Origin of the sequence: Ruegeria jejuensis (genome assembly GCF_041537905.1) — a bacterium.
Lineage (GTDB): Bacteria > Pseudomonadota > Alphaproteobacteria > Rhodobacterales > Rhodobacteraceae > Ruegeria_C.
The window spans coordinates 15,490-41,024 of sequence record NZ_JBGRUO010000032.1; the positions used below are offsets into that span (position 1 = coordinate 15,490).

Here is a 25,535-nt window from a genome sequence, read left to right on the forward strand (position 1 = left end):
GCAGGCGCATGCCTTGCGGGCCGAGTTTGTTTGGACTTCTGGGTCATGCCACTGCGCTGTCTTTTCATTTCACCACTACGATGTCAGGGTCGCCTCAGACCATCGCTCGTAGGCATGGCGGACCAAGGAGGGAGCGTTTCGGGGTGTTCGACTTTGTGATCATCGGCGGCGGTGTCGCGGGGTTGAGCGCGGGCGCAGTTCTGTCCGAACAGGGCAGCGTGCTGCTGCTGGAGGCCGAAAGCGCATTGGGGTACCACGCCTCGGGCCGGTCAGCCGCGATGTTTGAGCCGAATTACGGGGCCACCCCGATCAAGGCGCTAAGCCGCGTAAGCGAGGCCTATCACCGGTTCGAAAACGGCGGCTATCTGACGCCGCGCGGTCTGATGCTGGTGGCGCGGGCGGATCAGAAAGCTCAATTCGACGCGGATGTCGCGGACCTCGCAGTGCGCCCCATTCCGGTTGCGCAGGGGATGGAACGCGTGCCGATCCTGAACCCTTCGGTTCTGGCCTTTGCGGCCTATCACGACACGGCTGAGGATATTGATACAGACCGCATGCTGCAGGATTTTGCCAAGCGTATCCGCGCCAATGGCGGTCAGGTTGTCACCGGCGCGCAAGTGAGTGGGATCGCGGGGCAAGGTCCGTGGCGGGTCACGGCTGGCGAGGTCTATGAGGCGCGCCTGGTCGTCAACGCGGCAGGGGCCTGGGCGGACAAGATCGCGGCATTGGCAGGTGTCGACCCCATCGGGCTGGTCCCGCATCGCCGATCCATGGCGCGTATTCCGGCACCGGGTGGGCAGGATGTGCAGGGTTGGCCGATGCTGATGGGCGCAGGCGAGACGTGGTATGCCAAGCCGGATGCGGGGAAACTGCTGATCTCACCCGCCGACGCCGAGCCGGTCGCGCCGCAGGATGCCTATGCCGATGACATGGTTCTGGCCGAAGGGATTGCACGATACCAAGAGATGGTCACCGAACAGGTCACCCGCGTCGAAAACAACTGGGCGGGCCTGCGCAGTTTCGTCGCTGACCGGGTGCTGGTGCTTGGGCCGGACCCGGATGTGGCGGATTTCATCTGGTGCGCGGGGCAGGGGGGCTACGGGTTTCAGACCGCGCCTGCTGCGGCGCGCTTGCTGGCCGACATCGTGACCGGCGCACAGCCTGAGCTGGACCCGGAGATGGTGGCCGCGCTCAGCCCCGGAAGGTTGCGCCGATGACGCGCCGATTGCCTCCGACGGCCAGCGTTGCCACCTCGGGCGAGGGCGCGCGGATGGTTGCGCCCGCAGCAGAGCGCAACAGCGATGCGATCTGTGATCTGCTGGTGGGGGTTGCGCCCTCAACGGGTCGCGCGCTGGAGCTGGCCAGCGGCACCGGCCAGCATATGGCCGCCTTTGCGACCCGGATGCCTGGCCTGCACTGGCAACCCAGCGAAGTGGAGGATGATCGCCGCGCCAGTATCGAGGCCTATTGCAGCGCACTTGCCAATGTTGCGCCCGCCCTGCATCTGGATGCCACGCGGCCCGGCTGGGGCAAAGCTCATGTCGGGCAGGATCTGATCGTGTTGATCAACCTGTTGCATCTTATCAGCGCGGATGAGGTCGCCTGCCTGATCGGCGAGGCGGCGCAGGCCCTCGCTCCGCACGGTCGTATGCTGATCTATGGTCCCTTCATGCGTGACGGAGTTCTGACAAGCGCGGGCGATCAGCGGTTCCATGACTCGCTGACCCGTTCGGACCCGGCGATCGGGTACAAGAATGACCGCGATGTTCTGGCGCTCATGATTGCTGCGGGGCTGGTTCCTGCCGATCCGATAGACATGCCCGCAAACAATCTGGCGCTGTTGGCCGAGCAACCCGCCTGACGGGCTTACACAGGTAGGGTTGACAAGGTCGCCGCGATGCAGCATACGGGCCGCTGTTGTGTTGCCGCGTGAGCAGGCCGCGCCCGGCGGACCGGGCCAAAAGCACGATATTCCACCTGATCCCCATCACGCAGGGTTCTTTAGGCAGGATCGGACCAGTCGGGATGCGCCTGACTGGCCGAGGTTCTGCTTGACCCGCGTGCGCCACCTCAGATGTGGCGGGAAAGATACATTTTGTTCGAATTTGACACGCTTGGCCTCGCGCCGGCGCTGACCGGTGCTTTGAAAAAGTCCGGTTTTTCACAACCCACTCCCATCCAGGATCAAGCGATCCCGCTTGCGCTGGAGGGGCATGACGTCCTGGGTCTGGCCCAAACCGGCACCGGCAAGACGCTGGCCTTTGGCCTGCCGCTGATCCATCGCCTGCTGGAGGCACCGGGCAAACCCGCGCCCAAGACGGCCAAGGCGCTGATCCTGGCGCCCACCCGCGAGTTGGTGAACCAGATTGCCGATAGCCTGCGCAACCTGACCAGCGATACAAAGCTGCGCGTGACCATCGTGGTTGGTGGCCAGTCCCTGAACCGTCAGATCAGCACGTTGGCGCGTGGCACCGATATTCTGGTGGCGACGCCGGGCCGCCTGATCGACCTGATGGAGCGCCGCGCCGTTGACCTGAGCACGGTCCGGCACCTGGTGCTGGATGAGGCCGATCAGATGTTGGACATGGGCTTCATCCATGCGCTGCGCAAAATCGCGCCCGCGCTGGGAACGCCGCGCCAGACCATGCTGTTTTCGGCGACGATGCCGAAACAGATGGAAGAACTGAGCCGCGCCTATCTGGACAACCCGCGCCGGGTGCAGGTCTCGCCCCCGGGCAAGGCCGCTGACAAGATCACCCAGTCGGTGCATTTCGTCGAGAAGCCGCAAAAAGGTGCCAAGTTGCGCGAAATTCTGTCGCGGGACCTGGATGCCCTGACACTCGTGTTCGGCCGCACCAAGCACGGTGTTGAGAAGATGACGCGGCAGCTGGTCGCGGATGGCTATAACGCCGCCTCGATCCACGGCAACAAAAGTCAGGGTCAGCGCGACCGTGCGATCAAGGCGTTCCGTGATGGCACGGTGACCACTCTGGTCGCCACCGATGTTGCCGCGCGCGGCATCGACATTCCCGGCGTGGCCTATGTAGTCAACTACGATCTGCCGAACGTGCCCGACAATTACGTCCACCGTATCGGACGGACCGCGCGGGCCGGCCGCGAGGGGGAGGCGATCACGCTTTGTGCCGCTGATGAGGTTGATCTGCTGCTGCAGATCCAGAAGGTCATGAAGATCGAGATCCCGGTCGCCAGCGGCGAAATGCCCGAGGCCGTGGCCCCGGCCAAACCCAACAGTGGCGGCGGCAATCGCCGTGGTCGGGGAAAGCCACAGGGTGGTGCGCCCAAGGGCGGCAACGGGCAAGCCAACAAACGCCGCCGCCCGCGCCGGCGCGCGGCCTGAGGTCAAGAAAAAGGCGGGATCATCACCCCGCCTTTTTTGTTGTTAGCCGTCCTTGCGGATAACCTCGTTCTTGGGATCATAGGGGCTGTCGCATGTCACCGTCGCATCCCACAGCTTGTCTTGCATCTTGACCTTCAGCTTGGTGCCTTCATCCGCGAGGTCTGGGGTCACGTATCCCATGCCGATGGATTTCCCGAAACTCACCGAATACCCGCCTGAGGTCAGACGACCAACGCGCGTGCCTTCCGGTGTATAGAGCACCTCGCGACCCCAGGGGTCGGCATCGTCCGGCCCGTCGATCAGCAGGGTGCAGCATTTCACCCGCACGCCGGTCTCTTCCAGCTTGGCCTTGCCGTGGAAGTCCTTGGACAGATCCACAAAGCGCGGCAGATCGGCCTCCAGCGGGGTCGCGTCGCGGCCGAGTTCGGTGCCGAAGGCGCGATAGGATTTCTCCTGACGTAGCCAGTTCTGCGCGCGCGCGCCGACGAGTCTCATACCGTGCTTTTCCCCCGCCTTCTCAAGCAGGTCGAACAGATAGTTCTGCATCTCCATCGGGTGATGCAATTCCCAGCCCAACTCACCGGTATAGGCCACGCGGATCGCGTTGACCGGACACATGCCCAGTTCGATCTGACGGGCCGACAGCCACGGGAAGCGCTTGTTGGACAGGGCGGTGTCCGGATCGGCGTCCTTGATGACCTCTTTCAGAACATCACGCGATTTGGGTCCCGCGATGGCGAAAACACCCCATTGCGTCGTCACGTCCTGAATCTCGATATAGCCGAACTCCTCCATCTTGTCCTCGGCCGCCTTGCGCAGGAAGTCGGCATCGTACTCGGTCCAGGCACCGGCGGAGACGAGGTAATAGGTGTTCTCGCCATTGCGCACGATGGTGTATTCGGTGCGCGTTGTGCCATGCGCCGTCAGCGCATAGGTCAGGTTGATGCGGCCGATCTTGGGCAGTTTGTTGCAAGTGAACCAGTCCAGAAACTGCGTCGCGCCGGTGCCTTTGATGACGTGCTTGGTGAAGGCCGTTGCGTCGATCAGGCCCACGCCCTCGCGGATCGCCTTGGCCTCTTCGACGGCATATTGCCACCAATGACCGCGGCGGAAAGACCGCGCGTCGTGGTCGAAACTCTCCGGTGCATTCAACGGGCCATAATAGTTGGGCCGTTCCCAGCCGTTGACCCACCCAAACTGAGCGCCGCGCGCCTTTTGGCGGTCATAGGCCGGCGCGGTGCGCAGCGGGCGGCAGGCTGGACGTTCTTCGTCCGGGTGGTGCAGGATGTAGACGTGGTCGTAGCATTCTTCGTTCTTGCGGGCTGCGAACTCGGTGGTCATCCAGTTGCTGGAATACCGCTTGGGGTCCAGCGAGGCCATGTCGATCTCGGCCTCACCATCGACCATCATCTGCGCCAGATAGTACCCGGTGCCACCTGCAGCGGTGATGCCGAACGAGAACCCTTCAGCCAGCCACATATTGCGCAGACCCGGAGCCGGACCAACCAGAGGGTTGCCGTCGGGCGTGTAACAGATCGGGCCGTTGAAATCATCCTTCAGACCGCTTTCCTCGCAGGAGGGCATGCGGTGGATCATCGCCATGTACTGGTCTTCGATCCGTTCGAGATCCAGCGGGAACAGGTCCGCACGGAAGCTGTCCGGCACGCCATATTCAAAGCAGGCCGGGGCGTTCTTTTCATAGACGCCCAGAATCCAACCGCCACGCTCTTCGCGCACGTAGCTTTGGGCGTCGGCATCGCGGATCACCGGGTGTTCGGGGTTGCCTTCTTCGCGCCACGCCTTGAGCGATGGGTCAACATCAGTGACGATGAACTGGTGCTCGACCGGGATCGCAGGGATTTTGATGCCCAGCTTTTTCGCGGTGCGTTGAGCGTGGTTGCCACTGGCGGTCACGACATGTTCGGCGCTGATCACGACCTTTTCGTCGCTTTCCACAAGGTTGCCGCCCTTTTCCACCATTTTGGTGCAGGTGACGTCCCAATGGGTGCCGGTCCAGTGAAACTCATCCGCTTGCAGCTTGCGCACGATTTCAACGCCGCGCTGCCGAGCGCCTTTGGCCATCGCCTGGGTTACGTCAGCGGGGTTAATGTAGCCGTCGGTATGGTGATAGAGCGCCCCTTTCAGATCCTCGGTCTTGATCAGCGGCCAGCGGTACTTGATCTCGTCTGGCGTGAGCCACTGATAGGGCACACCGCAGGTCTCGGCGGTTGAGGCGTAGAGCATGTATTCGTCCATACGCTCTTGCGTCTGGGCCATGCGCAGATTGCCGACCACCGCGAATCCCGCGTTCAGGCCGGTTTCTTCCTCAAGTGTCTTGTAGAAATCGACCGAGTATTTGTGGATATGCGTCGTCGCATAGGACATGTTGAACAGCGGCAGCAGACCGGCGGCGTGCCATGTCGAACCGGACGTCAGCTCATCACGTTCGATCAGCATCACATCATCCCAGCCCGCCTTGGCCAGATGATAGGCAATTGAGGTTCCGATGGCGCCGCCACCAACGACCAATGCTTTGACTTGGGTTTTCATAACCGGGCGCCTCTCGTTGAATGCGTTTGTCCCCATATGGCGCATTTCCGGCGCGGCACGCGACATTCATCCGACCAGTGATATGAAAAAAACGACCCGCAGGCTGCCTCGGGTCGTTTTCGCGAAGTTATGGCACCTGTTCAACTGCCGCTAAGGGCGCATTTTTTGAAGGCGCCCTTGGTCGAACAGCCGCTGCTCGCGCTGGCCCCGCCCTTTGTCACTCGAATAGTCGGGGCGCTGGTGGCTTCGTCTTGGTCGGCGAATGGCACTTGCGCTTCTTTTGAGTGGTCGGTGACGGTTTCCGCCTCAGAGGCCGTCGTGTCTTGGCTCAATTCCTTGCTTTTGGCGGGCAGGGCGGCATCAACACCTGCCTCCGGGTCCGGTTGCGCCGCGTTGACGGGCTGTACTTGTTTGGCGTCCGCTTGTGTGCCCAGAACCCTGGCCTGGATCGTGCCGGCGTATTGGCGCGCGGTCAGAACGCCATCGACCTCTTTTGATTGGCTGTGATAATCAACGCCCGCAGCGGCGATGACACCCGCTGCCAGAAATCCTGCCAAAGACATTGCGCTCATCTTGATGCACCTTGTTCGAAAACATCCGGCACTCAAAAAACCTGTGTTTTTGGACGATTTGAGGGCGCAGTCGCGACGCAAATGAGAAAATGTCAGCCGGGGAGGATTTTTCCCGGATTCAGGATGTCGTCAGGATCAAGCGCCTGCTTGATCTTAGCCATGACATCGGTAGCTTCGCCAAGTTCCTTGACCAGATAGGGCCGTTTTCCCTGTCCGATCCCATGCTCGCCCGTGCAGGTTCCATCCATCGAGATCGCCAGATCGTTCAGCCAGCTCACGAATTGCCGGGCGTTGGCGACTTCAACCTCGCTGTCCATATTGACAAGGATTAGCGTGTGAAAGTTCCCGTCGCCCACATGGCCGACAATCGGGGCCATCAGTCCCAGTTCCGCCGCCTTGTCCTGTGCGGCGGTGACGCTTTCGGCCAGCCGCGAGATAGGGACGCAGATATCTGTCGAGATGCCGCGCGCGCCGGGGCGCAGTTGCAGCATGGCCCAATACATGTCGTGACGCGCCTGCCAGAGCTTGTTGCGTTCCTCGGTCGAGGTGGTGGCGGCAAAGCCCGTGCCTGCGAACTCCTCGGCGATCTCGCGAAAGGTCTCGGCCTGTTCCAAGACGCCAGCCTCGGAGCCGTGAAATTCCAGCAGCAATAGGGGCGTTTCCGGCAAGGTCAGTTGTGAATAGGCGTTGGCGGCCCGCACGCTCTGCTCATCCAGCAGTTCGATCCGTGCAACCGGCACACCATACTGGATCGTCATGATGACTGCGCGGCAGGCGGAATCGACGCTGGGAAAGGAACAGCGTGCCGAACTGATCGCTTCGGGGATGCCCTGAAGGCGCAGGGTGATCTCTGTAATCAGGCCCAGCGTTCCCTCTGACCCGATCAGCAGCCGCGTCAGATCATATCCGGCCGATGTCTTTCTGGCGCGCTGCGCCGTGCGGATCACCCGCCCGTCAGCCATCACCGCCTCTAGCGCGAGCACGTTGTCCTTCATCGTGCCATAGCGCACCGCGTTGGTGCCCGAGGCCCGCGTCGCCGCCATACCGCCGAGCGAGGCATTGGCACCGGGATCAATTGGAAAGAACAGCCCCTGATCGCGCAGATATGTGTTCAGATCAGCGCGGGTGACGCCGGGTTGTACAACGCAATCGAGGTCCTGAGCATGGACCGCCAGCACCTTGTCCATCTGGCTCAGATCGACGGAGATACCCCCGCCGGGTGCGTTCACATGCCCCTCCAGAGAGGTGCCGGTGCCAAAGGCGATGACCGGGACTTTATGTGCCGCGCAGACACGCACCACATCGGCCACCTCTTCGGTGCTATGTGGAAAGACCACCGCGTCGGGCGACTGATTCTCGATCCAGGTGGTGGTGTGGCCATGCTGTTCGCGCATCGAGGCGCCGGTTTGCAGGCGTTCGCCAAAGCGTTGCCTGAGCACGCCGATCACCGTTTCGATCCCGTCTTCGTTTCGCGGCAACAGGGTGGCCTCGGTCATGTGGCAGGTGTCCTTGGGGTCATGGGTTGCGTCAGATCATCGAGGGGACGACCAGATCAGGCGGGCGGTGGCCATCTTCATAAGTCTTGATGTTGATGATCACCTTCTCGCCCATCTCGATCCGCCCTTCCAAGGTTGCCGACCCCATATGAGGCAGCAGCACCACATTGGGCAGTTTGCGCAGACGCGGGTTCACCTCTGCGCCATGTTCATAAACATCCAGCCCCGCACCGGCGATCTCGCCGGCGCGCAGCATCCGGGTCAGGGCGTTTTCGTCGATCACCTCGCCGCGCGACGTGTTCACAACCACCGCGCCGGGTTTCATCAGCTTGAGGCGGCGGGCGTTCAACAGGTGAAAGGTTGAGGGTGTGGCGGGGCAATTGACCGAAAGGACATCCATACGCGCCACCATCTGATCGAGGCTTTCCCAATAGCTGGCCTCATAGGCCTGTTCGATATCGGCATGCAGCCTGCGCCGGTTGTGGTAATGAACCTGCATGCCAAAGGCTGTCGCGCGCTTTGCCACCGCCTGTCCGATGCGCCCCATACCAAGGATGCCCAGTCGCTTGCCGCTGATCCGCCCTCCCAGCATTGCCGTGGGTGCCCAGCCAGTCCACTCGCCCTGTTGCATCCTGTTCCAGCCTTCGGGAATGCGGCGCGTCACCGCCAGCATCAGCGCCATAGCGATATCGGCCGTGTCATCGGTCAGAACACCGGGCGTGTTCGAGACGTGAATGCCTCGCTGCCGAGCGGTTTGAACATCAATGTGGTCCACACCTGCGCCGTAATTGGCGATCAGACGCAGATTTTCGCCTGCCTGTCCCAGCAGGCCCGCATCAATCTTGTCTGTCACGGTGGGGATCAGGACATCGGCGCTTTCGACCGCCGCGACCAGTTCTGCGCGATCCATCGGCGTGTCATCCTCGCGCAGGCGCACATCGAAAAGCTCGCATAATCTGGTCTCGACAACATCGGGCAACCGTCGCGTAACGACAACACTCAGACGATCTCTTGCCACCGAACACCTCCTGGCACTTTTCAATCAGGTCCGCGCCATGCCATCGTGGCGCAGGAACAGGCGGGGCACAAGAACCCCATGCGCGATGACGCAGCCTTTTTCGAGTGAGCGGTTGGTATTTCAGGCGAGCAGGCAGTGACAGTTTTCAACGGATCAAGGCGTGTCGTTCTGGCGCTCGCGGCACTTGCAACACTTTGCGCAGCTGGCATGGCCCTTGCCGAGCCAAAGCGCGGCGCGGTGACCAACCTGCCTCTGCCCCGGTTCGTCTCGATGAAGGCCAATGAGGGTAATGTGCGCCGTGGGCCGTCACTGACCCACCGGATCGACTGGGTGTTCAAGCGCCGCGACATGCCACTGCAGATCACCGCGGAGCATGGCCACTGGCGCCGGGTCCAGGATCGCGACGGGGCAGGCGGTTGGGTCCATTACGCGCTGCTCTCAGGGGTGCGGACCGTGCTGGTCGAGAAGGAGATGACACCCGTCTATTCCCGCCCTGACCCTGCGTCCCAGATCAGCGCTCATTTCGAAACCGGAGTGGTAGCACGACTGGGCGAGTGTTCCCGACAGTGGTGCAAAATCTCGGCGGGCGGCTACCGGGGATGGGTGCCGAAAACGGCCCTTTGGGGGGTAGGCCCAGAAGAGATTCGCGAATAAACCCGCCAATAATACGTGTGAGCGAAGAGCTTGTTTGACGTTTCCTCACTTATTTGGATCCACGTCATACGCTTCTCGAAACGCTTTGGCGTGCCTATGAGATTTTGATGCCCAAAACCTCAGAAATATCCGGTGCGAAAGGTCCAAAAAATTGAAAATGCACCCTTGATCCCCTCGCGCAAACTGCGTAGATAGCCGCTCACCGTTGGGGTGTAGCCAAGTGGTAAGGCAGCAGTTTTTGGTACTGTGTATCGTAGGTTCGAATCCTACCACCCCAGCCACCGTTCTCCGTGTTGTGTCGTCCGGTGTGAATCAAAACTTGTCCGGCTTGAAAGGCAACTTTTGTCGGGTAAGAACGCAACTTTTGCCAAATTTGGTGGTTTTAGCGGGTGGTTCTGTGTCTGTTTGGCTGGCTTCTTAGTAACCTGAAACTGCCACGCTACATTAGGTCTCGGGGCTCTGGATTCGGTGCCCAGAGTGGGATGTTCACTTGATTTCTAAAGATGGACTGGTGCGGGATGTGTGGTTGAGACGCGAGGTCTTTGACGCTGCAATCTACAACGGGGTTAGCGCTCTGCAAAAAGTCATGGATGATGGTAACGGACACTGCAAAATCTGGACATCAGAGTCAGGGTGTTTCAATTTGGACCCGACCCAACAGACGCCAGCACTGAACACCCGGAATACAATCCATACTGAACTTCAACCAGCGCTGATGGGAGGATAAATCGTGACCTCAGATCAGTTACAGCCAATCAGGATACCAGATACAACGGCCTGGCGTTACATTTCGTTCAACCGCGCACTAAACCTCAGGGCTCCTGGCGAACTCACAGGCGATTGGCACTTCAGGGTGATGTTTTTCTGCGCAAGAGATGAGCCTCGGAAGGTCGCCGGTATCGCGGGGAGAGGAACAGATATCGACACTTCGCGGAGCTTGGGCACTCACGGAATCCGCGACATGGCGGACGAATTGGCGCGCGAGAAGGTTCGACCGAACACCGGCCCGGTCTTTGTCGCCAACCACTATCGCGCAATCGCTGACCTCGCCATCGCTGAGGTTCAGGCAGGGTTCTTCCCGCGAACCGTCACGGTGCGTTGCGTGAACCAATGGCTCGACACGCGCGAACAGATAGATACTCTCAAAAATGAATATCTGCGCCACCTGCCAAAACAGTTGAGTGGAACAGAACTTGCGATTTATGAGGATTGGCTTTCCACAATTCGATATGAAGAATAGTCGATAGATCAAACTTGAGTGAAACCAACACCGCTGGTGCCGGTTACGTATTTGGGGGCAATGGCTAAGTCGAATACCCTGACTGCCAGATCGGCAGCCGACGACGCCCGCACAAACAGCACCAAGCAGACCTTTGCGCCTGCTGCGGCGATGGTCTGCAACGAGAGCCCATGGGAGACCTCTCGAATTTTCGCTGCGAGCACATGCAGCACAAGAATCGGTGCAAGCGCACAGTCATCGGCGCTGTATTGCGGCGGGGAAACCGGCCATTCGCGACCTGCGCAGCGATGATCAGCCCAGCTATTTTCAGGTCGCGGACTTTACCGATTTTCCGTTTTTGGCCTTTGCTGACGCAGCGTGGCTTCGCCTATGCGGCACCCAAGTCGCCGCCGATGCGGACGATTGCACTCGGCGTGGAAGCTAGCTTGGCAACTTTCTCAGGTACGGTAGGAATTCTGTTGTGAAAATCGCGGCGCGCACGGCTGGCCCTGGAGCGGGCGGCAGGCGATGCTTATCATCGCGGTCGGTATCCGTCTTTGGTTTTTGGAAAGCCCCACGGATTTACAGCTTCGGGGCAGATAGACCGCCGTCGTATGCCTTCGGCGGAAAACCGCGTTAGATCATAACACTACGTAGGTTTCTGGTGCAGCCTCCCTGCCCAAAGACTACCACTAGAATAAACAATGGGGTCAAACTCAGCCAGCCGAACCCTCAATCAGAAACCACTACCCTAAAGTCAGCCAAGGTTGTCTTCTTTAGGAAGAGCTCTGTGGTGCCCAACAACGTCAGGATCGGGTCACTCAAAGAGGATTTCGAGCCGCCCGGCTGAACCAGTATTACTTCGAACTCTAGCTTTGCCCGGCGGGACTTATCCTTAAAGTACGAGAGCTGCGACATATCTCCCTTCAAAAATCGCGTAGCGCCCTGCGCGCGCCAGGTGTTCTGCCGCCGTTTGAGGTTCTGGTAGAGACGAGGAATGCCACCGTGCTTTACCGAGATACACTTCTGAGCCTGACCACACACTGTGTAGAAGTTGCCAATATCATTGGTAACTTCGGCACGAACCGCGTTCTTGCAATGCACGAGGCACAGCTTGATCTTTTCAGCATTAACGTCCTTTAGGCAGACAAGATCGGCAGCTTCTCCCTTTCCGTCGTCGTTGAAAACCAAATCGTACTCGGCCTCCAAGCGCTCGAAGGTCCGGAACTGTATGGTGTCGCGTTCCATTCCCTTTCCCATTGATTCACGGTTAAGCGGAATGCCCTGCCAATCCCACGCCTCTAACTCGTCGCGTGGGTAGGGGCGCTTATCAAGACCGTGGAGGGGAAAACCAAAGACCTGCTGCACGATATCGAGCAGGCCGATTTCACAGAAGGGAGCAACGCATGACCACTTTCAAACGCCACCCTGAATGGCTCGCTGACTGGCGGGCCACCCTGGCCGAGGTCGAGGGCATTGCGGACAGCGGCCCTGAGTATCACGCCAACACAGACGAGCAGCACCGCTTGGCCTGCCTGTTGGCCGGGACGACCGCGCAGACCGCTGTTGAACTGCAAGCGCAGTTCGAGTGGTTCAACGAGCAGTTGGGCGACTATGTGCGCGATAATGTCTGTGATGAGTTGGCCATTGTCATGGATCGGCTGGGTGAGGGCATCAAGGGCCGCATCCATGTATCCGAGGAAACCCGCCGCCCCGTCTCGTTCCCTGCGCTGCACGAGCGCATGACCGAGTTGCGCGAGACCTGTCGCGTGACTGAACGCCTATGCAAAGAGGGACACATTGAAGACGGGCCAATGGAGGACATGCACGACGCCCTCTTTACCCTGCGCATGGATGTATACGGCGTTGCCAGTTCCATGGTTGCCGAGACGCCAAAGGACTTAGCCCTACAAATGGAAATCTTGATGGATGAGGCCCCCGGCGATGATATCCGCGTGACCGACACCCTTCACGGCCAGATGCTTCGCACCATCCAAGAGGGCATCAAGGCTATGGCAGAGACGGAAGGGAAGGCGGCATGAGCGCACTGATTGCAAAGACACTGGATGCCAAACTATCGAAAGCCGGTGATGATGCGGTGCTATTGCATGGCTTGTTGCAGGGGCTGGAAATCCTCACAGACGAGGTGTTGGGCCGGGATGATCCAGAGATGCGGGCACGAAACGCCCTGGCGGCCCTGTCGGGTCATGTGGTCGATATCGCAAACGACCTGACCGGCGAGGTTCAACGGGCGCAGGATATCCAGCGGCAAGCGCTGGGCGCATGAGGACCGACGCGATACCGGCTGCCCGTCTGTGGTGGCCGGTTTTTGCTGTTTTTCTGCAAAACGCACAAAAAAACGCACAAAGTTTGGTGTGCGCTGGAGCTGGGCAAGTCGTAAGTGACTGATTTTATTGGTAGCGGAGGTCCGATTTAGTCCCAAACCCCATCAGTTTGTTCTTTGTCGGCTTACTGTTTAACGCTTTGTCCAACCACAGCCACCCGAAGACAGAGGCAAGGAAAGAGCGCCTAAAACAATCTGGACACCTTCGGCAAATTCAACGCAAGACGCACCAGAAATGTTCTGATCTCTGACTGTTTGTTTGAGCTACTCAAATTCTTGAGGTCTTCCATCATCTCCATGTAGAAACACCTCGATCTTGTCGAGTAGGCTCTCGGTCGGATCGTGTCCGATTACGCATTCCCACACGATGCCGACCCGCCAACCCGAGGAGAGCAAATCGTCGACGTTGCGTTTGTCTCTCTCGACATTTTGTTCGAATTTGTCGGCCCAGAATTCGGCATTACTCGAGGGGGTGGTTGTTTTGGGACACCCCGGGTGGCGGTGCCAATAACATCCATGCACAAAGAGGACGGTCTTCCATTTCGGGAAAACGATGTCCGGAGATCCGGGTAGGTTGCGCACATTCAGACGATATCGGAGACCCCGCCGATGCAGCGCTTTGCGAAGGGAAATTTCTGGCTTGGTGTTCCTGCCTCGGATACGCGACATCATACGCGATCGAACTTCGGGTTTCACTATGTCCGCCATCGGAGCATTCCTCACTCGCGCTAAGGTCGATTTACCCTGGCACAGCACATGCTCTTGAAGATAGAAGCAAAAAACAAGAAGGGAACGGAATGAACAAGGAATACGCCATCATCGACCTGTTTGCCGGGCCAGGCGGCTTGGGTGAGGGATTTTCGGCTGCAGGACGTGAAGGCGAAGTCCGAATGAAAATCCGCCTGTCGGTCGAGATGGAAAGAAATGCAATCCAGACCCTGCGCCTTCGTTCTTTCCTGAGAATGTTCAAGGATGGCTTCCCGCCTGAGTACTATGACGCATTAAACGCGAGGAAGCCGTTGCCTGACTGGTCCAAACTCTATCCAATCCAATGGAAGCATGCGGAACAGGAAGTCCGGCAGTTGGAGTTAGGCAAGGACGGTGTATTCGAGGAAATCGCCGAAGTCCTCGACCGAACCCGCGAAGAATTCGATGGCAACACGATCCTAATCGGAGGTCCTCCCTGTCAGGCCTATTCGCTTGTCGGTCGGTCGCGGAACATGGGCAAGGACGACTATGTCGCAGAGCAGGACCACCGCCACTACCTGTACAAAGAATACAGCCGCATTCTGGATCGACTAAATCCGGCTGCCTTCGTAATGGAGAACGTGAAGGGCATGCTGTCCAGCAAGGTGGACGGCGGTGGAATTTTCCATCGGGTATTGGATGACCTTCACTCTGCCGGTGAAGGCTATAAGCTGGTGCCCCTTTCGGCACCTCTTGCAGATGCTGGCAACCACCCGCCCGCCCGCGATTTCATCCTACGTGCCGAAGAACATGGTGTCCCGCAGGCCCGCCACCGGGTCATTGTGGTTGGGATCAGAAGCGATATCGCGGAGCGCGTGGAAATCGAGACACCTCTTCTTCCCCGCCGCAACTCGCGCGCGACTACATGGGAAGCCGTGTCCGGTTTCTCCAAAGTTCGTAGCGGCCTGAGCCGTGGAGATGATCTGGAGACTTGGACACAAGCAGTTCGTGATCAGGCGAAACGGATCGCAGAATCTCCTGAGGTGCCGGAATATGTTCGGAAAGTGGCCGGAAAGGTCGCTCGCACGAATAGCCTGCCGGCCCGGCGGGTCGGGCATGTCTATTCGTTCAGCAAAGGCGGCCTGCCCGAAGATTTGGCGTCTTGGCTTTTAGACCCTAAGCTCAAGGTCGTTCTTCATCACGAAACTCGCGGACATATCCCCGGCGATCTCGGTCGCTATCTGTTTTCGGCTGCTTTTTCTATGGGCAGCGAGAAACGCGCACCAAAACTCCCGGAGTTCCCGGAATTCCTACAACCCGAACACGTGAACCGCAGTAGTGGGCATTTTGCCGACCGGTTCCGCACACAAGTTGCGGATCGCCCTTCAACCACCGTTACAAGCCACATCTCGAAGGACGGGCACTATTTCATCCACCCAGACCCCATGCAGTGCCGCTCTCTGACTGTGAGAGAGGCAGCGAGGCTTCAGACCTTCCCGGACAACTACCACTTCTATGGCGGCAGAACCGCGCAATACCACCAAGTCGGCAACGCGGTTCCTCCCTATCTGGCATACCAGATCGCCAAGGCAATCGGGCACATCCTTGCAAAAGCTTGATCAGGCCGTTTCAGCGATGCGTTCCGTCGGGAAACCCTCGGCCTCAAGTTTCGCCAAGGTTTCTATTGCTAAGACACATTGCTTCTCTGTTGGCAGCTTATTGGGCATGGACATGCAGGCTTTGATGATACCTGCTTCCTTGGGTGACAGTTTTTTTTCCGAGATTCCCCAATCGAGCACTTTACTCCAGAACTCGGCGCCTTTGTCGAAAACTGAGGTCTGTGCTTGGATGCCGGATAGGGCCCTCTGTTCTTTGCGATCTTCCTGCACCACAACCTTGGCGTCTTCGGGGTCAATCAGGCATTTTCGGAAGGATGGCGAATAGGTCAGTTCTCGTGCCTGCAGGGTCGCCCAACAGGCCTGTTTTTTTGCCCATTCACTCATGTTTCTGATACCTTCGGGCGGATTGGTGATGACGTCGTGAGCCTCGGCTGCTGCGGTTACAAGCGCGTCTTCGAGCTCTTGAGGGATCGATTGAGCCCTCCAGACCACATCCAGATCTACGATCTGCTCCATCTCGCAAGCATCATGGGCGACCTTTGCCATCGAATAGGTGACAATGTTGGCGCGATAGCCCCCCTCATACCACGGCTGCATCGGCACCAGACGTTCAAGTGCCTTGAATATTATTGCTTTGGCTATCATACGCTTAAACCATATCTCTCCGAATTCGATCTCCGAGTTGGTCCAGCGTTTCCCGATAGTCTTGGCGAACTCCGCAAAGTTCTTCTGCGCGCCACGGCTGACCCATTCGGGCATCCCAGCCCATGAATTCTCAAACTTGGCCAAATCCGTTTTGGTGAAGTATTGCTTGCGCGGGTATTCGAGGTCGAATTTCTTCCTCTCAGCGATCGTGCGCCTGCCCCGCTCGTCCGGATACTGTCCCCTTGCTCGCTCGTAGAACCATTTGGTCTCGCGATATTCCTCCGAGCCGGCTGGCGCCAATATACGTCGAGAAAATTCTTCCATTCGGACATGGAAAGGGTGGTTCGAGAAGAAGTCTGCGGCATTCACTTTGTTCTGGCTGTTGGCATATTCCGATATTCTTGGGACGATGTCCTCGGCCAACTCTGGCGGCACAATACTCAGTTTCATCTGAACGAATACGTCTTTAAGTCGAGCCTTCGGCTTTCCTTTTCGCTGCTTTCTTGCTGCGTGGATTGACGCAGTTGTTTGTCCCCCATTCACGATTTGAAGATTGCCCGCAGATATTAGAACAGGTCCTGAATCGGTCTCACGTATTTCAACGTCATTTGCGGTGGCCGTGATCCCGTTGTTGTAGGCGAAGAACATTTCAGGCTGCTCTTCCAAGGTATCCCGGATTTTCTGGTTCACCTTACCCCGCGCTTGTAGGAAGCTGCGGACGTTGGCTTCCAGCAACCGAGTACCCCAACGTTCGTAGATTTCGCCCAATTGATCACCGGGCACCACTGCGATGTAGCTTTCCAGCGCAGCTTCTCCACCCGATGCGAGCAGAACCGGCACAGGGCCACCAAAATCCTCCTCGAAGTTGATTTCGAGGTCTTCTCGAGCTTGTCCCGATTCTATGTATTTCTGGATCCGCTTGAGATCCCAAACATTGTAAGTCACGGGTTTTTCATCGATGGATCCAGCGGAAATTCCATCAACCCGCGATCGGTTGTCGGCATTCGTCAGGATGATGAGCTTGATCTTGCTAATGCTGTTCCAAGTAGTCGCGATCAGATCGGCCAACCCGAACCCAGCACTGGTCTCTTCGAGGGCCTCTCTAAAGTCAGCCTGCCGAGCATGCCGAAGGAACCCCACCAATCGTTTGAAGCGTTTCTTTATGTCGTCGGACCGGAACTGTCTTGGCTCTTCCGACACAGCAAAGTCACACAGGATCAGACTTAGAATCCCTGCTGCATTCCGTGGATCCCCTCCGAAACCATCGACCTGCAGAGTGACGCCCTTGGCGCCCGAACCTTCGAAATAGGCACGATCCGCGCCATCCAATTCACCGGCCTCGGTCAGGATATCGCCCATTTTCTCGAAGAACGCCTCGACTGTAATAAGCCCCATGGCGTCTGCGTCGCCTTGGATGTCGGCGATCAGTTCCCTGTGAAATTCCTCAAGACTCGCCATCGATCACTCCTGCACCAAATTGGTCTCGAACTCACTTTGTTCCACAACGAAAGGCTGGCAGGCGTCCAGAGACACCGCATACTTGAGGTTCACAACGCCCGCAGGAATTGGGTGTGCTATTCGTGGAAATCCATCGTGCACACTGAAAGTGGATACGCTTCCTATCGACCAACGACGGTCGGAATAATCGTGCTCCCATTCAAACCCGGTCGCCGACAATGCGCTTTCCCAAAGCTGATAGGACTCGAGATCCGAATTCTGGAAGAGTGTATCGACGTCCTTCACGTGGTCTGTCAGTGTTTTCCCTTCGGGCCGCACCGCAGCGTCGACTTCTTGGACACGCAGAAAAACCCGCGAGCCTTCGACATCGCTAAGCTGGTCTTCCGATGAAATCTGAACGTAGGGCCTCGCCGCCCCGCGTCGAGCTTTGACCTCCACACATACCTTGTGGAGTTCAAAATCCTTAGCGGCGCCTTCGGGGCCTTTCCATGTTTCCACGGCCGCACGCGGAGTCAATTTCTCGCAGAGCTTTTCAAGGAACTGCAACTCTCCAATCAACCCACGTTGTTCTTCTACACTCAGACGCCCTGGCGCACCGCCTCGGAGCAGGTGATGCCAACGCAAAGTTCTTCGGAGGCTACGGTTCAACGCGTCGGCGTTGTCCGAGGCCTCCTCTCCTGCTTGAACCACGTCCCTGCAAAGGGTTGCGAAGAGGTCGATATGTTCCTGTTCGCGCAATACGATCAGCAATGCGGAAGATGTGCCGACAGTGCCATAACGGACGTCCAAGCTTCTGATCTTGGGAAGAGGTAGGAGCTGATCCGTTTCTGGAGCGAGTAGAAGCACTACCGCCGGAGCATTGTTTTCAACAACCGCCCAGAAAAAATCTTGCTTCCCATTTCGGTCGACCCGTCGCGCTTGGTCGAAGGCGAGGCCAAGCCATGGAAGTTCTTCACTCGTCATCGAACATCTCCTCGTCCGTGTCATCCTCACCAAACAGTTCGCGCAGTTTCGTGGTGTTCATGACGTATTCAACTTTCTCATCGGGTCTCGCCGAAATAGGGAAGCTGATGCCCCAGGCCACCACTGGCGTTTTCGGCAGCATGGATTGCAACTCTTCCTTCTTCTCGGTGTCCGTGAGACGAACATTCAGTAAGTAGAGGATGAACAGCGGTTTGCTTCGCGCCGCACGATAGATTCGGTCGGGAAAATTGACCTTGTCCGGGTTGGCGACCTTCTCAGCGTCGAGAAAGCGTTGCTCCGCGGCTTGGGCGACTTCAGCAGCGAGCCCCGTTTTCTCGATACCTCTTGAAGCGACACGCGCACGGCTACCAGAAATCGCCAAGACTCCGTCTCGGAGGTCTTTTGCGCCCACAGATCGATCCGCCGGACCCAACGGCCAGCCGAGTGTTTCGACTATGCGCCCTGACTCATGTTCTTTCACGCTGACAACAAGAACGTCCCATTTGGACAGCTCATCTGCTGATCGATCTTCAATGTATCGGCGAATTGGCTGCGTTGATGTCTTGATACTGCCTCTGTCATTCCTGAACCGAAGCAGAAATTCGTCGATGACATCCACGGGCACGTCCTGGAGGAGGTATCCTCCTCCTTCACGGGTCACTGTGCTCTGGTTGAAGCCCAAGCGATCCATCTCCGCCAGCAAGGCCTTGGCCGCATCACGATTTGCTGAGAGGATATTGCTGTCATTCGTCAAACGGGTTGTTTCTACAAACCCATTGGACAGGCCAATCTTCACATGCTTTTCACCCGACCCAATCTTGTTCCGGGCGGTCACCAAGAGAGAACTCGGGTGGCTTCTGACCGCAAGACCGAACTGCTCTGGCGTCGCACGAACGTGTTCCATACGCTTGAGCTCGTCGAAAAGCTCATTGGTTGCCTCTGCAATGTGCGCATACCAGCCTACGGCATGATAGGGCATCCAGATCCGGCACACATCCTCGTAGTCGCCGCGGTAACCAAACCAGCGCCCCATTTGCATGAGAGTGTCATACATCTGTGAATTGCGGAGGAAATAGGAGACCGTCAAACCCTCCAGGGTCAGACCTCGGGAGAGTGAAAAACCGCCGACCGCAATGACGGTCAAGCCAAGCTCACCTGCCTCGTCATAGTCGAGATCGTTGTTGCGGCTGTTCACTTCGACTACTTTGGCCAGTCTTAGAGTGTCCAGGAGGTTGGACTGGATTTCGCTCCAATCTGACCAAGCGTCTGAATACTCTTCTTCCCAGACGTCACGCAACATTGCAATCTCAGGGTCACGCAGCCCAGCTTCGCCCAAGCTCGCGTTGATACCAACGGCATCCCTGATCCTCTCGAGCTGTTCGTGCAGTCGATTGCGGATTTTGCCTTGGATGATCGTAAACCGGCTGGCATTCACCAGCATTGAGGCATGTTGAGCAGAATGGCCTCGCAGATTGCGGATAGTCCGGGCAACGATGAATGAACGCATGGCTCGGATCATACTGTTCGGAAGCTCACCCAGATCGTGGTCGATCTTGTGCTTGATCGGCAGGACGTCCTCATTGTCCGAAATATATCGCAGGAAATCCGGCTCGCCGTCTTCGGGAATGCCGTCGAGAAACACCTTTGACGGCCCGAAATAGTTCTTCGGTGCGTCAAGGCCGATGATGAAATTTCTCGGGAAAAGGTCCTCCTTCAGAAGCGCGTCATCCTGATCCGGATCGATAAAGATGTTGGCAAATGGGGTTGCGGTGTATCCAACGTAGCAGCTCCTGCGGAACACGTTCAGAAGATCCCTTATCTGACCGTTGATACGCGAAACCTCTTCCTTGCCATATTTTACGTTGACTGACGCGTTGTCGGCCTCATCGTCGATCAACAACATCGGCTGATCAACCATATCAGCGTCACCTCGAGCGCTGTGCTCTCTCAACCATTCGATAAGATTGCGCAACGTGTGTGAGTTTTTCTTAATGACCAGGACGACGGGGACTGCGTAGGAGGCGATCTGGCTGGTGTTCGAAGTCGCCGTCGCCTTGTTGAAATCCTTGATGGTGTTCGTGAGACTGACCGGCACCTTCCTGTCGTCGTAAATTCCAACGCCGACTTTCTTCGGCTTCTCCTTTGTTCCCATCGTCGCAAGTCGGCCGGTATCCCTGCCGATGAAACCCTCGTCGATCCTGGATTGGGTCTGGTTGCGCAGGTTATTGTGGACCCCTGCAATCACGACGATCAAGCGATATCCTGCATCTGCTGCCTTGCAGATCAGCCCCGTATAATTCGCCGTCTTGCCGCTCTGAACATGACCTACGACCATTCCGCGGCGATCCCACGAGGAATTGCTGTTGGGATCCCCGAGGCGGCTCAGAATTCGTTCGGTCACCTCATCGGTGCCGGTGATCACATCTCGAGGGAGCTTTTTTGAAACGAGTAATTTCTTATATCGGTCCCAATAGTAGGGTTCGATCGTAGCCTTTGCGTCGTTGAACCAAGGTTTGAAATCCTTGTCATCGTCTTCCACGATGGCACCGAGACCCATGGTGATACCGATGCGCTCTTCCAATTCCCGTGCAAGCGCCTCTACATCGTCCTCGGAAACGGCTTTGAACTGCGGAAGAGCGTTGCAAAGGGCCCGGATCATTTCCCTAATGCCTTCAGGCGTCTGGTTCCCCTCTTCTGCAATCGCGTGCGACACCATGTTGTCCAAGATACTGATATGCTCATTCATCAATTTTCTTCTTCATTTAACAAATCATTCACGATCTTTTCGGCTTCTGCCCTATACGATCGAAACAGGTCCGATCCCTTGAGCATCGCCTTGATGGCATCGACGCCAACTCCCTGTTCCAGCAGCCGGGGAACCATCGAATGCAATGCCTGTTCTATAGTCTCGTAATCCGCGTCATCAGCTTTCACACTCTCGGCGTGCCCAAGCATGTCTGCATGCAGTGCTTCCACCGGCAGACTTGAACCGAGAAGAGTGACGCAATTTCGGAATCCGTGTTTCAGACTGTCTGGAAGGCTTTCCGCGAAATCCGCGATGGCCGGGTGCTCAGCGTTGGGGCTATAGACGATGGCGCCGTCTTTCAGGATGCGATTCCAGAGAGGCATCCTGTTTTCATCTGTGAGCTTCTGACCCTTCTTGGTATATGTCCGCTTTGAAGTCTGAGCGAAGCGCTCGACAATCCGCTTGAGGCGTTCACGGACGGGTGGCGGCAACTGCGCTGACGCCTTCTTCACGTCGATCTTCCAGTCCGCATCCATCGTGTTAGGTATATCTACCCTGATGCGGCAAAGCTTGGTCAATTCGGTTTGTTTGGCCAGCCCCAACCATCCTCCGCTGATGATTAACCGGTTGCCACGATAGACATAGAACCCTTGGGATTTCAGGTGACCTTCGGGGCCTCCAAGCTCGTCCCACTCGGCTTGGCTTAACTCCTTGTGGTGCGGGAGAGTGAAGCAATTGATCCAAACGGTGCCCCCTGGCAGAGAGAGGGTATCTTCGGGGTCTTTCTGTGTCTTTGGATGTTTTGAGGCAAATGGATCAATTGGTTCGAGTTCTCTTCCGTTAACGAACAACTTCAAAGACGATGACCCACCTTCCATGAAACGGTGGAATACAAGCCGCAGATGACGTTCTGCATTCGAAAGCGCGGCGTTGATGTGCGCTGATCGGCGAACGGCGTCATTCTCGATCCCGCCTGACAACCGATCAAGCTTCTCCCAAATCACTAAAGTGCCATCGCCCGTCAGTTGTTCGCTCCATCGAGACTCGGCGGGATCGTCGTGCATTGTGATCTGCCAGCGATTTGTCTCTGCAACGCGATCCAGATCCCACGATGCTCCCGAGGAAACCCCATCCTTTCTCGTTATTACTGTGAGACGCTTGCATTGCGAAAAGCTGGCGCTTTTCAGACCGAGGCCAAACCGACCGAGATCGTTGCATTCTCGACTCAACCTCGGGTTTTTGCTTCCCGGTCGCATCGCTTCAATAAGTTCAGACTCCGACATCCCAGAACCGTCATCGAGAAGTGCAATCGCTGGCTCGTCACCAACTGTGTCGGCGAATAGTTGGACCGTTTTTGCTCCAGCAGTAATTGAATTGTCGATGATATCAGCGAGAGCGGTATCAAGAGAATAGCCAATATCGCGTAGGCTTTCGACAAGAGAGGCTGCGTGCGGGGTAGCATCCGCAGTGCGCTCTTGTCGAAGCTCTTCTTCTGTATCCATTGGGCTGTTCATCTCTATATCAAACGGACTATTCATGCGGAGCACGATAGCGGAAAGGTCAGCAACTCCAAGGCGATAATTCAAAAACTGATTCTGCTTCTGGATTTTTCTCTCGACGCGGTTTCTTTGCCCCGAAAGCCGCTCAACCACAATTGACTTCTAATAGGTCTCTCCCCTACCAAAAGAAGGGCCAAATGCGGTTCCATATGCTTTTGCGTTGGGTTTCATGTTCCAAGCTATGTGTAGGGCCGGGTGTCCTATTCACAGTTGGCTGGTTGGCGTAGTGTCGAGATTTCGCCTTACGATCGCGCAATCGTTCAGCCGCGACTTGCTCATCCGTCCACGGCCCAGCTTCAACGACGCGTCCTCGCTTGATCACGTAGTGCGATCGGCAGTCTAACGTCCAATTCCCGATGGAAGGTCTTAGAGACACGGTTTCACCGTCAAAGATCATTTTCCAATCAGTCGGTGTGAACGGCGTGATAACCTCCTCGCCGCACCCGCAGCAACAGCTGTGTGCAGCTGTCCCGTACTCCATCGAGATGTAGAGAATACCTGGCTCAATCGTTTCCGGAATATGTTCAACGAAAGCGTGTTCCAGTCGATCATGCCGCATCATTTCGTGTCACCGTTCAGCAGCATGTTGCCGTCCGTGGTGTATGTGCAGTGATGTTCTCGCTCGAGGTCTCGATAAAAACCGCGAAGCTTCTTCCACTTCACGACAGCAAGCACGGCATTCAGCGCGTTCAAGTCCGCAACCTGAATATTCGAAGAGTAAAGATCCTTTTCCCCACCCCCGGTAAAGGACACACGACCGTTGTGAACGTGTCTCCGCATGTCAGGGGTGCTTGCAGTAACGCGGAGAATGCCTCCAAGGGATCCCGCATCAAGCTCAAGGCCCATACCAACATCGATGAAGGATGCACCGATCGCCTCAAGTTTCTCGACGACGAGCCGCTTTTCTTCGCCAGCATCCATTGACAGAAAGGCAAGTGTCACGCCGTCGAGCTTGTCCAGATTGGTTGCACCCATGGCTTCGTTGCAGGTGACGATTCTTCGGTGCATCTTTGAATAGGCCGCTTTGAAGTAGTCCACCTTCTTAGACACCTGCCGTAACTCCTCTATGGAAGCAGCTCCGGGCGCACGAAACGCGTTGTGCTGAAGAAACTCGTCAGAATCGAACAACCTGATCTCAGCGACCGGGGTTTTGGCAACCAAGTCCAAAATGTAACCGCCTGTTCCCCCCAAACCGATAATCGCGATGACATCAGATTTCAGAAGATCAGAAAGCGCGCCAATGCCAACTCGGTCAGAAGCGGTTTCGGTGTAGTTGAAGACACTTTCTTCTTCCGGTTCCGGATCTTTCATCGTCCTTGGCGTGGCATTGCCATCTACAACTTCAGCCGGACCGGAGAGAATCGCCGCATATGTCGTCATCTTGTGAAAATAGTCTTCATACCCACCCTCCGGTTTGCTTGAGAATGAATGTTTGGCGACCAGGCCGTTCCCGAGATCAGTATTCTGGCTCTGATGCCGGATTTGGTCGATCGGGCGGCCGTCTGCAGTACACGGGTATTCACCATCAAAGTGAATGACGTGCGTATCTGGTCGGCGGGTCTGATCCCCAGCCAATGTTAGACTGGAGATCAGTGTGCCGCTACGAACCTCACGGCTGTTATCGACATATGGGACATTCCGCATTACCAGAAAGCCGCCCACAATTTGCACGACGTAACCTTCATTGCGCAGGCGCTTGAGATCGTCATTAAGACTGAACAGTGCGTGTGACATTGAATACAGTCCCCTTCTTTTTGACTTTCACAGAACCGCCCGCGGCAAGTTCACCCGCGTGGGGCTTTGAAGCAGCGTGGCGGAACGTCATCGAAAAAATGACGTTCGGGTCGTGCGTGCCTGGAAAAGCCAATTTCACGACTTCCTCAAAAGTCACGTGACGGTCTTCGACCTCACGGGGCCGAGAGTTAACGACGATGACGCAAGTCGCACCGGGGCGCGGCGCAGTGATGAAACGTTCGATTCCGGGCTCGTTCAAATCCGTCAGGTCATCCGGCTCGACGAGCTGGTCTGTACCGCCGCGTTTTTGGAGGAAAATAGCCTCGTCATCATTGATGTCGGCAAGCTTGTAGAGAGCATTTCCGGAGATAGCAGGCTTGCCCCACTCGATCTGCCGATTATCAAGAGTCAGTTTGAAATCGCGATCAGTCTGGAATGCGACAAACCGCTCGGCACCCCGTGCCCGAAGGTCGAAAGGTTCGTCGAGCCGAATATCCTCGAAATCACCCGAGGCGAGTATGGCAAAGAGACTGAAATCGTCATCCGGATTGCACCCCGCCGCGGTAAGGATCTGCCGGCCAAGGGGAATTGGGTCCGGAACGTCCAGTTTCCGGAATTTGAGGTCGTTGAGCGCGAAGCGGATACGATAAGCCCGCGCCTTGTAAAGCGGGCGGTCTTCGCTCAAGGCTTGAGAAAGATCATCGTGATCGGGAATGTCGTCGAGAGTCATCTTGATTTGGTCCTTAGCTTGTGCCGGACCCATGCCCGGCTTCTAGGCTCCAGACTCATTGATTTACAGCCAGAATAGGACTGTAGCAGCGAGAGCGATGGCCGAGAGGAATACCTTTGGGCATCTGTCATATCGGGTGGCGACGCGCCGCCAATCCTTCAGGCGTCCGAACATGATCTCAAT

The 25,535-nt window shown here is 57.1% G+C and carries 22 protein-coding genes, 1 tRNA gene and 1 pseudogene; 9 read left to right on the forward strand and 15 right to left on the reverse strand.

Translation table 11 applies throughout. The features are described 5' to 3' along the window. Positions 1–143 precede the first annotated feature (143 nt). From AB1E34_RS24015 to AB1E34_RS24025, 3 genes are all read left to right on the forward strand, one after another. On the forward strand, positions 144–1,217 hold the full coding sequence (locus tag AB1E34_RS24015) for an NAD(P)/FAD-dependent oxidoreductase (RefSeq protein WP_372574833.1): 1,074 nt from the start codon (positions 144–146) through the stop codon (positions 1,215–1,217). Next, positions 1,214–1,861, forward strand: a complete 648-nt coding sequence (locus tag AB1E34_RS24020) for a DUF938 domain-containing protein (RefSeq protein WP_372574834.1) — start codon at positions 1,214–1,216, stop codon at positions 1,859–1,861. Before AB1E34_RS24015 ends, AB1E34_RS24020 begins: the two co-directional genes overlap by 4 nt. Positions 1,862–2,095: 234 nt before the next feature. Next, the gene (locus AB1E34_RS24025) at positions 2,096–3,358 is read left to right on the forward strand and encodes a DEAD/DEAH box helicase (RefSeq protein WP_372574853.1); all 1,263 of its coding nucleotides are present in this window, start codon (positions 2,096–2,098) and stop codon (positions 3,356–3,358) included. Between the two features lie 42 nt (positions 3,359–3,400). Here the strand turns inward: AB1E34_RS24025 and AB1E34_RS24030 are convergent, their stop codons facing one another. The 4 genes from AB1E34_RS24030 to AB1E34_RS24045 form a co-directional block, all read right to left on the reverse strand. After that, positions 3,401–5,908: a GcvT family protein gene (locus tag AB1E34_RS24030; RefSeq protein WP_372574835.1), complete on the reverse strand. Its 2,508-nt coding sequence runs from the start codon at positions 5,906–5,908 to the stop codon at positions 3,401–3,403. Between the two features lie 140 nt (positions 5,909–6,048). Next, the gene (locus AB1E34_RS24035; protein WP_372574836.1) at positions 6,049–6,561 is read right to left on the reverse strand and encodes a hypothetical protein; all 513 of its coding nucleotides are present in this window, start codon (positions 6,559–6,561) and stop codon (positions 6,049–6,051) included. Between the two features lie 11 nt (positions 6,562–6,572). Next, on the reverse strand, positions 6,573–7,976 hold the full coding sequence (locus AB1E34_RS24040; RefSeq protein WP_372574837.1) for an FAD-binding oxidoreductase: 1,404 nt from the start codon (positions 7,974–7,976) through the stop codon (positions 6,573–6,575). Between the two features lie 31 nt (positions 7,977–8,007). Next, positions 8,008–8,994, reverse strand: a complete 987-nt coding sequence (locus tag AB1E34_RS24045; protein ID WP_372574838.1) for a 2-hydroxyacid dehydrogenase — start codon at positions 8,992–8,994, stop codon at positions 8,008–8,010. Between the two features lie 207 nt (positions 8,995–9,201). Here AB1E34_RS24045 and AB1E34_RS24050 point away from each other — a divergent pair, with 207 nt between their 5' ends. From AB1E34_RS24050 to AB1E34_RS24060, 3 genes are all read left to right on the forward strand, one after another. Further along, complete coding sequence (locus tag AB1E34_RS24050; RefSeq protein ID WP_372574854.1) at positions 9,202–9,648, forward strand: SH3 domain-containing protein; 447 nt, start codon at positions 9,202–9,204, stop codon at positions 9,646–9,648. 206 nt (positions 9,649–9,854) lie between these two features. Further along, positions 9,855–9,929 (forward strand) — tRNA-Gln (locus tag AB1E34_RS24055). 680 nt (positions 9,930–10,609) lie between these two features. Then, positions 10,610–10,888: a hypothetical protein gene (locus AB1E34_RS24060; protein ID WP_372574839.1), complete on the forward strand. Its 279-nt coding sequence runs from the start codon at positions 10,610–10,612 to the stop codon at positions 10,886–10,888. An 8-nt stretch (positions 10,889–10,896) separates the two neighbouring features. Here the strand turns inward: AB1E34_RS24060 and AB1E34_RS24065 are convergent, their stop codons facing one another. Continuing rightward, entirely contained in the window at positions 10,897–11,100 is a 204-nt protein-coding gene (locus AB1E34_RS24065; protein WP_372574840.1) for a hypothetical protein, read from the reverse strand. 499 nt (positions 11,101–11,599) lie between these two features. Further along, the gene (locus AB1E34_RS24070) at positions 11,600–12,235 is read right to left on the reverse strand and encodes a hypothetical protein (protein ID WP_372574841.1); all 636 of its coding nucleotides are present in this window, start codon (positions 12,233–12,235) and stop codon (positions 11,600–11,602) included. A 38-nt stretch (positions 12,236–12,273) separates the two neighbouring features. Between AB1E34_RS24070 and AB1E34_RS24075 the strand changes: the two genes are divergently transcribed. Both AB1E34_RS24075 and AB1E34_RS24080 read left to right on the forward strand, forming a co-directional pair. Further along, positions 12,274–12,909: a hypothetical protein gene (locus AB1E34_RS24075; protein ID WP_372574842.1), complete on the forward strand. Its 636-nt coding sequence runs from the start codon at positions 12,274–12,276 to the stop codon at positions 12,907–12,909. After that, the gene (locus AB1E34_RS24080) at positions 12,906–13,154 is read left to right on the forward strand and encodes a hypothetical protein (protein ID WP_372574843.1); all 249 of its coding nucleotides are present in this window, start codon (positions 12,906–12,908) and stop codon (positions 13,152–13,154) included. Before AB1E34_RS24075 ends, AB1E34_RS24080 begins: the two co-directional genes overlap by 4 nt. Before the next feature lie 321 nt (positions 13,155–13,475). Here the strand turns inward: AB1E34_RS24080 and AB1E34_RS24085 are convergent, their stop codons facing one another. Next, positions 13,476–13,919: a very short patch repair endonuclease gene (locus tag AB1E34_RS24085; RefSeq protein WP_372574844.1), complete on the reverse strand. Its 444-nt coding sequence runs from the start codon at positions 13,917–13,919 to the stop codon at positions 13,476–13,478. An 89-nt stretch (positions 13,920–14,008) separates the two neighbouring features. Here AB1E34_RS24085 and AB1E34_RS24090 point away from each other — a divergent pair, with 89 nt between their 5' ends. Further along, positions 14,009–15,517: a DNA cytosine methyltransferase gene (locus AB1E34_RS24090; RefSeq protein WP_372574845.1), complete on the forward strand. Its 1,509-nt coding sequence runs from the start codon at positions 14,009–14,011 to the stop codon at positions 15,515–15,517. On the opposite strand, the gene AB1E34_RS24095 is transcribed toward AB1E34_RS24090, so the two are convergent. From AB1E34_RS24095 to AB1E34_RS24130, 8 genes and pseudogenes are all read right to left on the reverse strand, one after another. Beyond that, positions 15,518–17,620: an AIPR family protein gene (locus tag AB1E34_RS24095; RefSeq protein WP_372574846.1), complete on the reverse strand. Its 2,103-nt coding sequence runs from the start codon at positions 17,618–17,620 to the stop codon at positions 15,518–15,520. 3 nt (positions 17,621–17,623) lie between these two features. Next, on the reverse strand, positions 17,624–18,583 hold the full coding sequence (locus AB1E34_RS24100) for a PD-(D/E)XK motif protein (protein ID WP_372574847.1): 960 nt from the start codon (positions 18,581–18,583) through the stop codon (positions 17,624–17,626). Next, entirely contained in the window at positions 18,573–21,329 is a 2,757-nt protein-coding gene (locus tag AB1E34_RS24105) for a Z1 domain-containing protein (RefSeq protein WP_372574848.1), read from the reverse strand. Before AB1E34_RS24105 ends, AB1E34_RS24100 begins: the two co-directional genes overlap by 11 nt. Further along, complete coding sequence (locus AB1E34_RS24110; protein WP_372574849.1) at positions 21,329–22,981, reverse strand: ATP-binding protein; 1,653 nt, start codon at positions 22,979–22,981, stop codon at positions 21,329–21,331. Before AB1E34_RS24110 ends, AB1E34_RS24105 begins: the two co-directional genes overlap by 1 nt. 25 nt (positions 22,982–23,006) lie before the next feature. Beyond that, positions 23,007–23,450, reverse strand: a complete 444-nt coding sequence (locus tag AB1E34_RS24115) for a ubiquitination-like system serine protease family protein (protein ID WP_372574850.1) — start codon at positions 23,448–23,450, stop codon at positions 23,007–23,009. Next, positions 23,447–24,622, reverse strand: a complete 1,176-nt coding sequence (locus tag AB1E34_RS24120) for a ThiF family adenylyltransferase (protein ID WP_372574851.1) — start codon at positions 24,620–24,622, stop codon at positions 23,447–23,449. Before AB1E34_RS24120 ends, AB1E34_RS24115 begins: the two co-directional genes overlap by 4 nt. Then, positions 24,597–25,352 (reverse strand): multiubiquitin domain-containing protein, encoded by a 756-nt coding sequence (locus AB1E34_RS24125; RefSeq protein WP_372574852.1) that lies wholly within the window; start codon positions 25,350–25,352, stop codon positions 24,597–24,599. The genes AB1E34_RS24120 and AB1E34_RS24125 overlap by 26 nt, the downstream gene beginning before the upstream one ends. Before the next feature lie 63 nt (positions 25,353–25,415). After that, a pseudogene (locus AB1E34_RS24130) lies at positions 25,416–25,535 on the reverse strand (IS5/IS1182 family transposase); the annotation flags it as partial.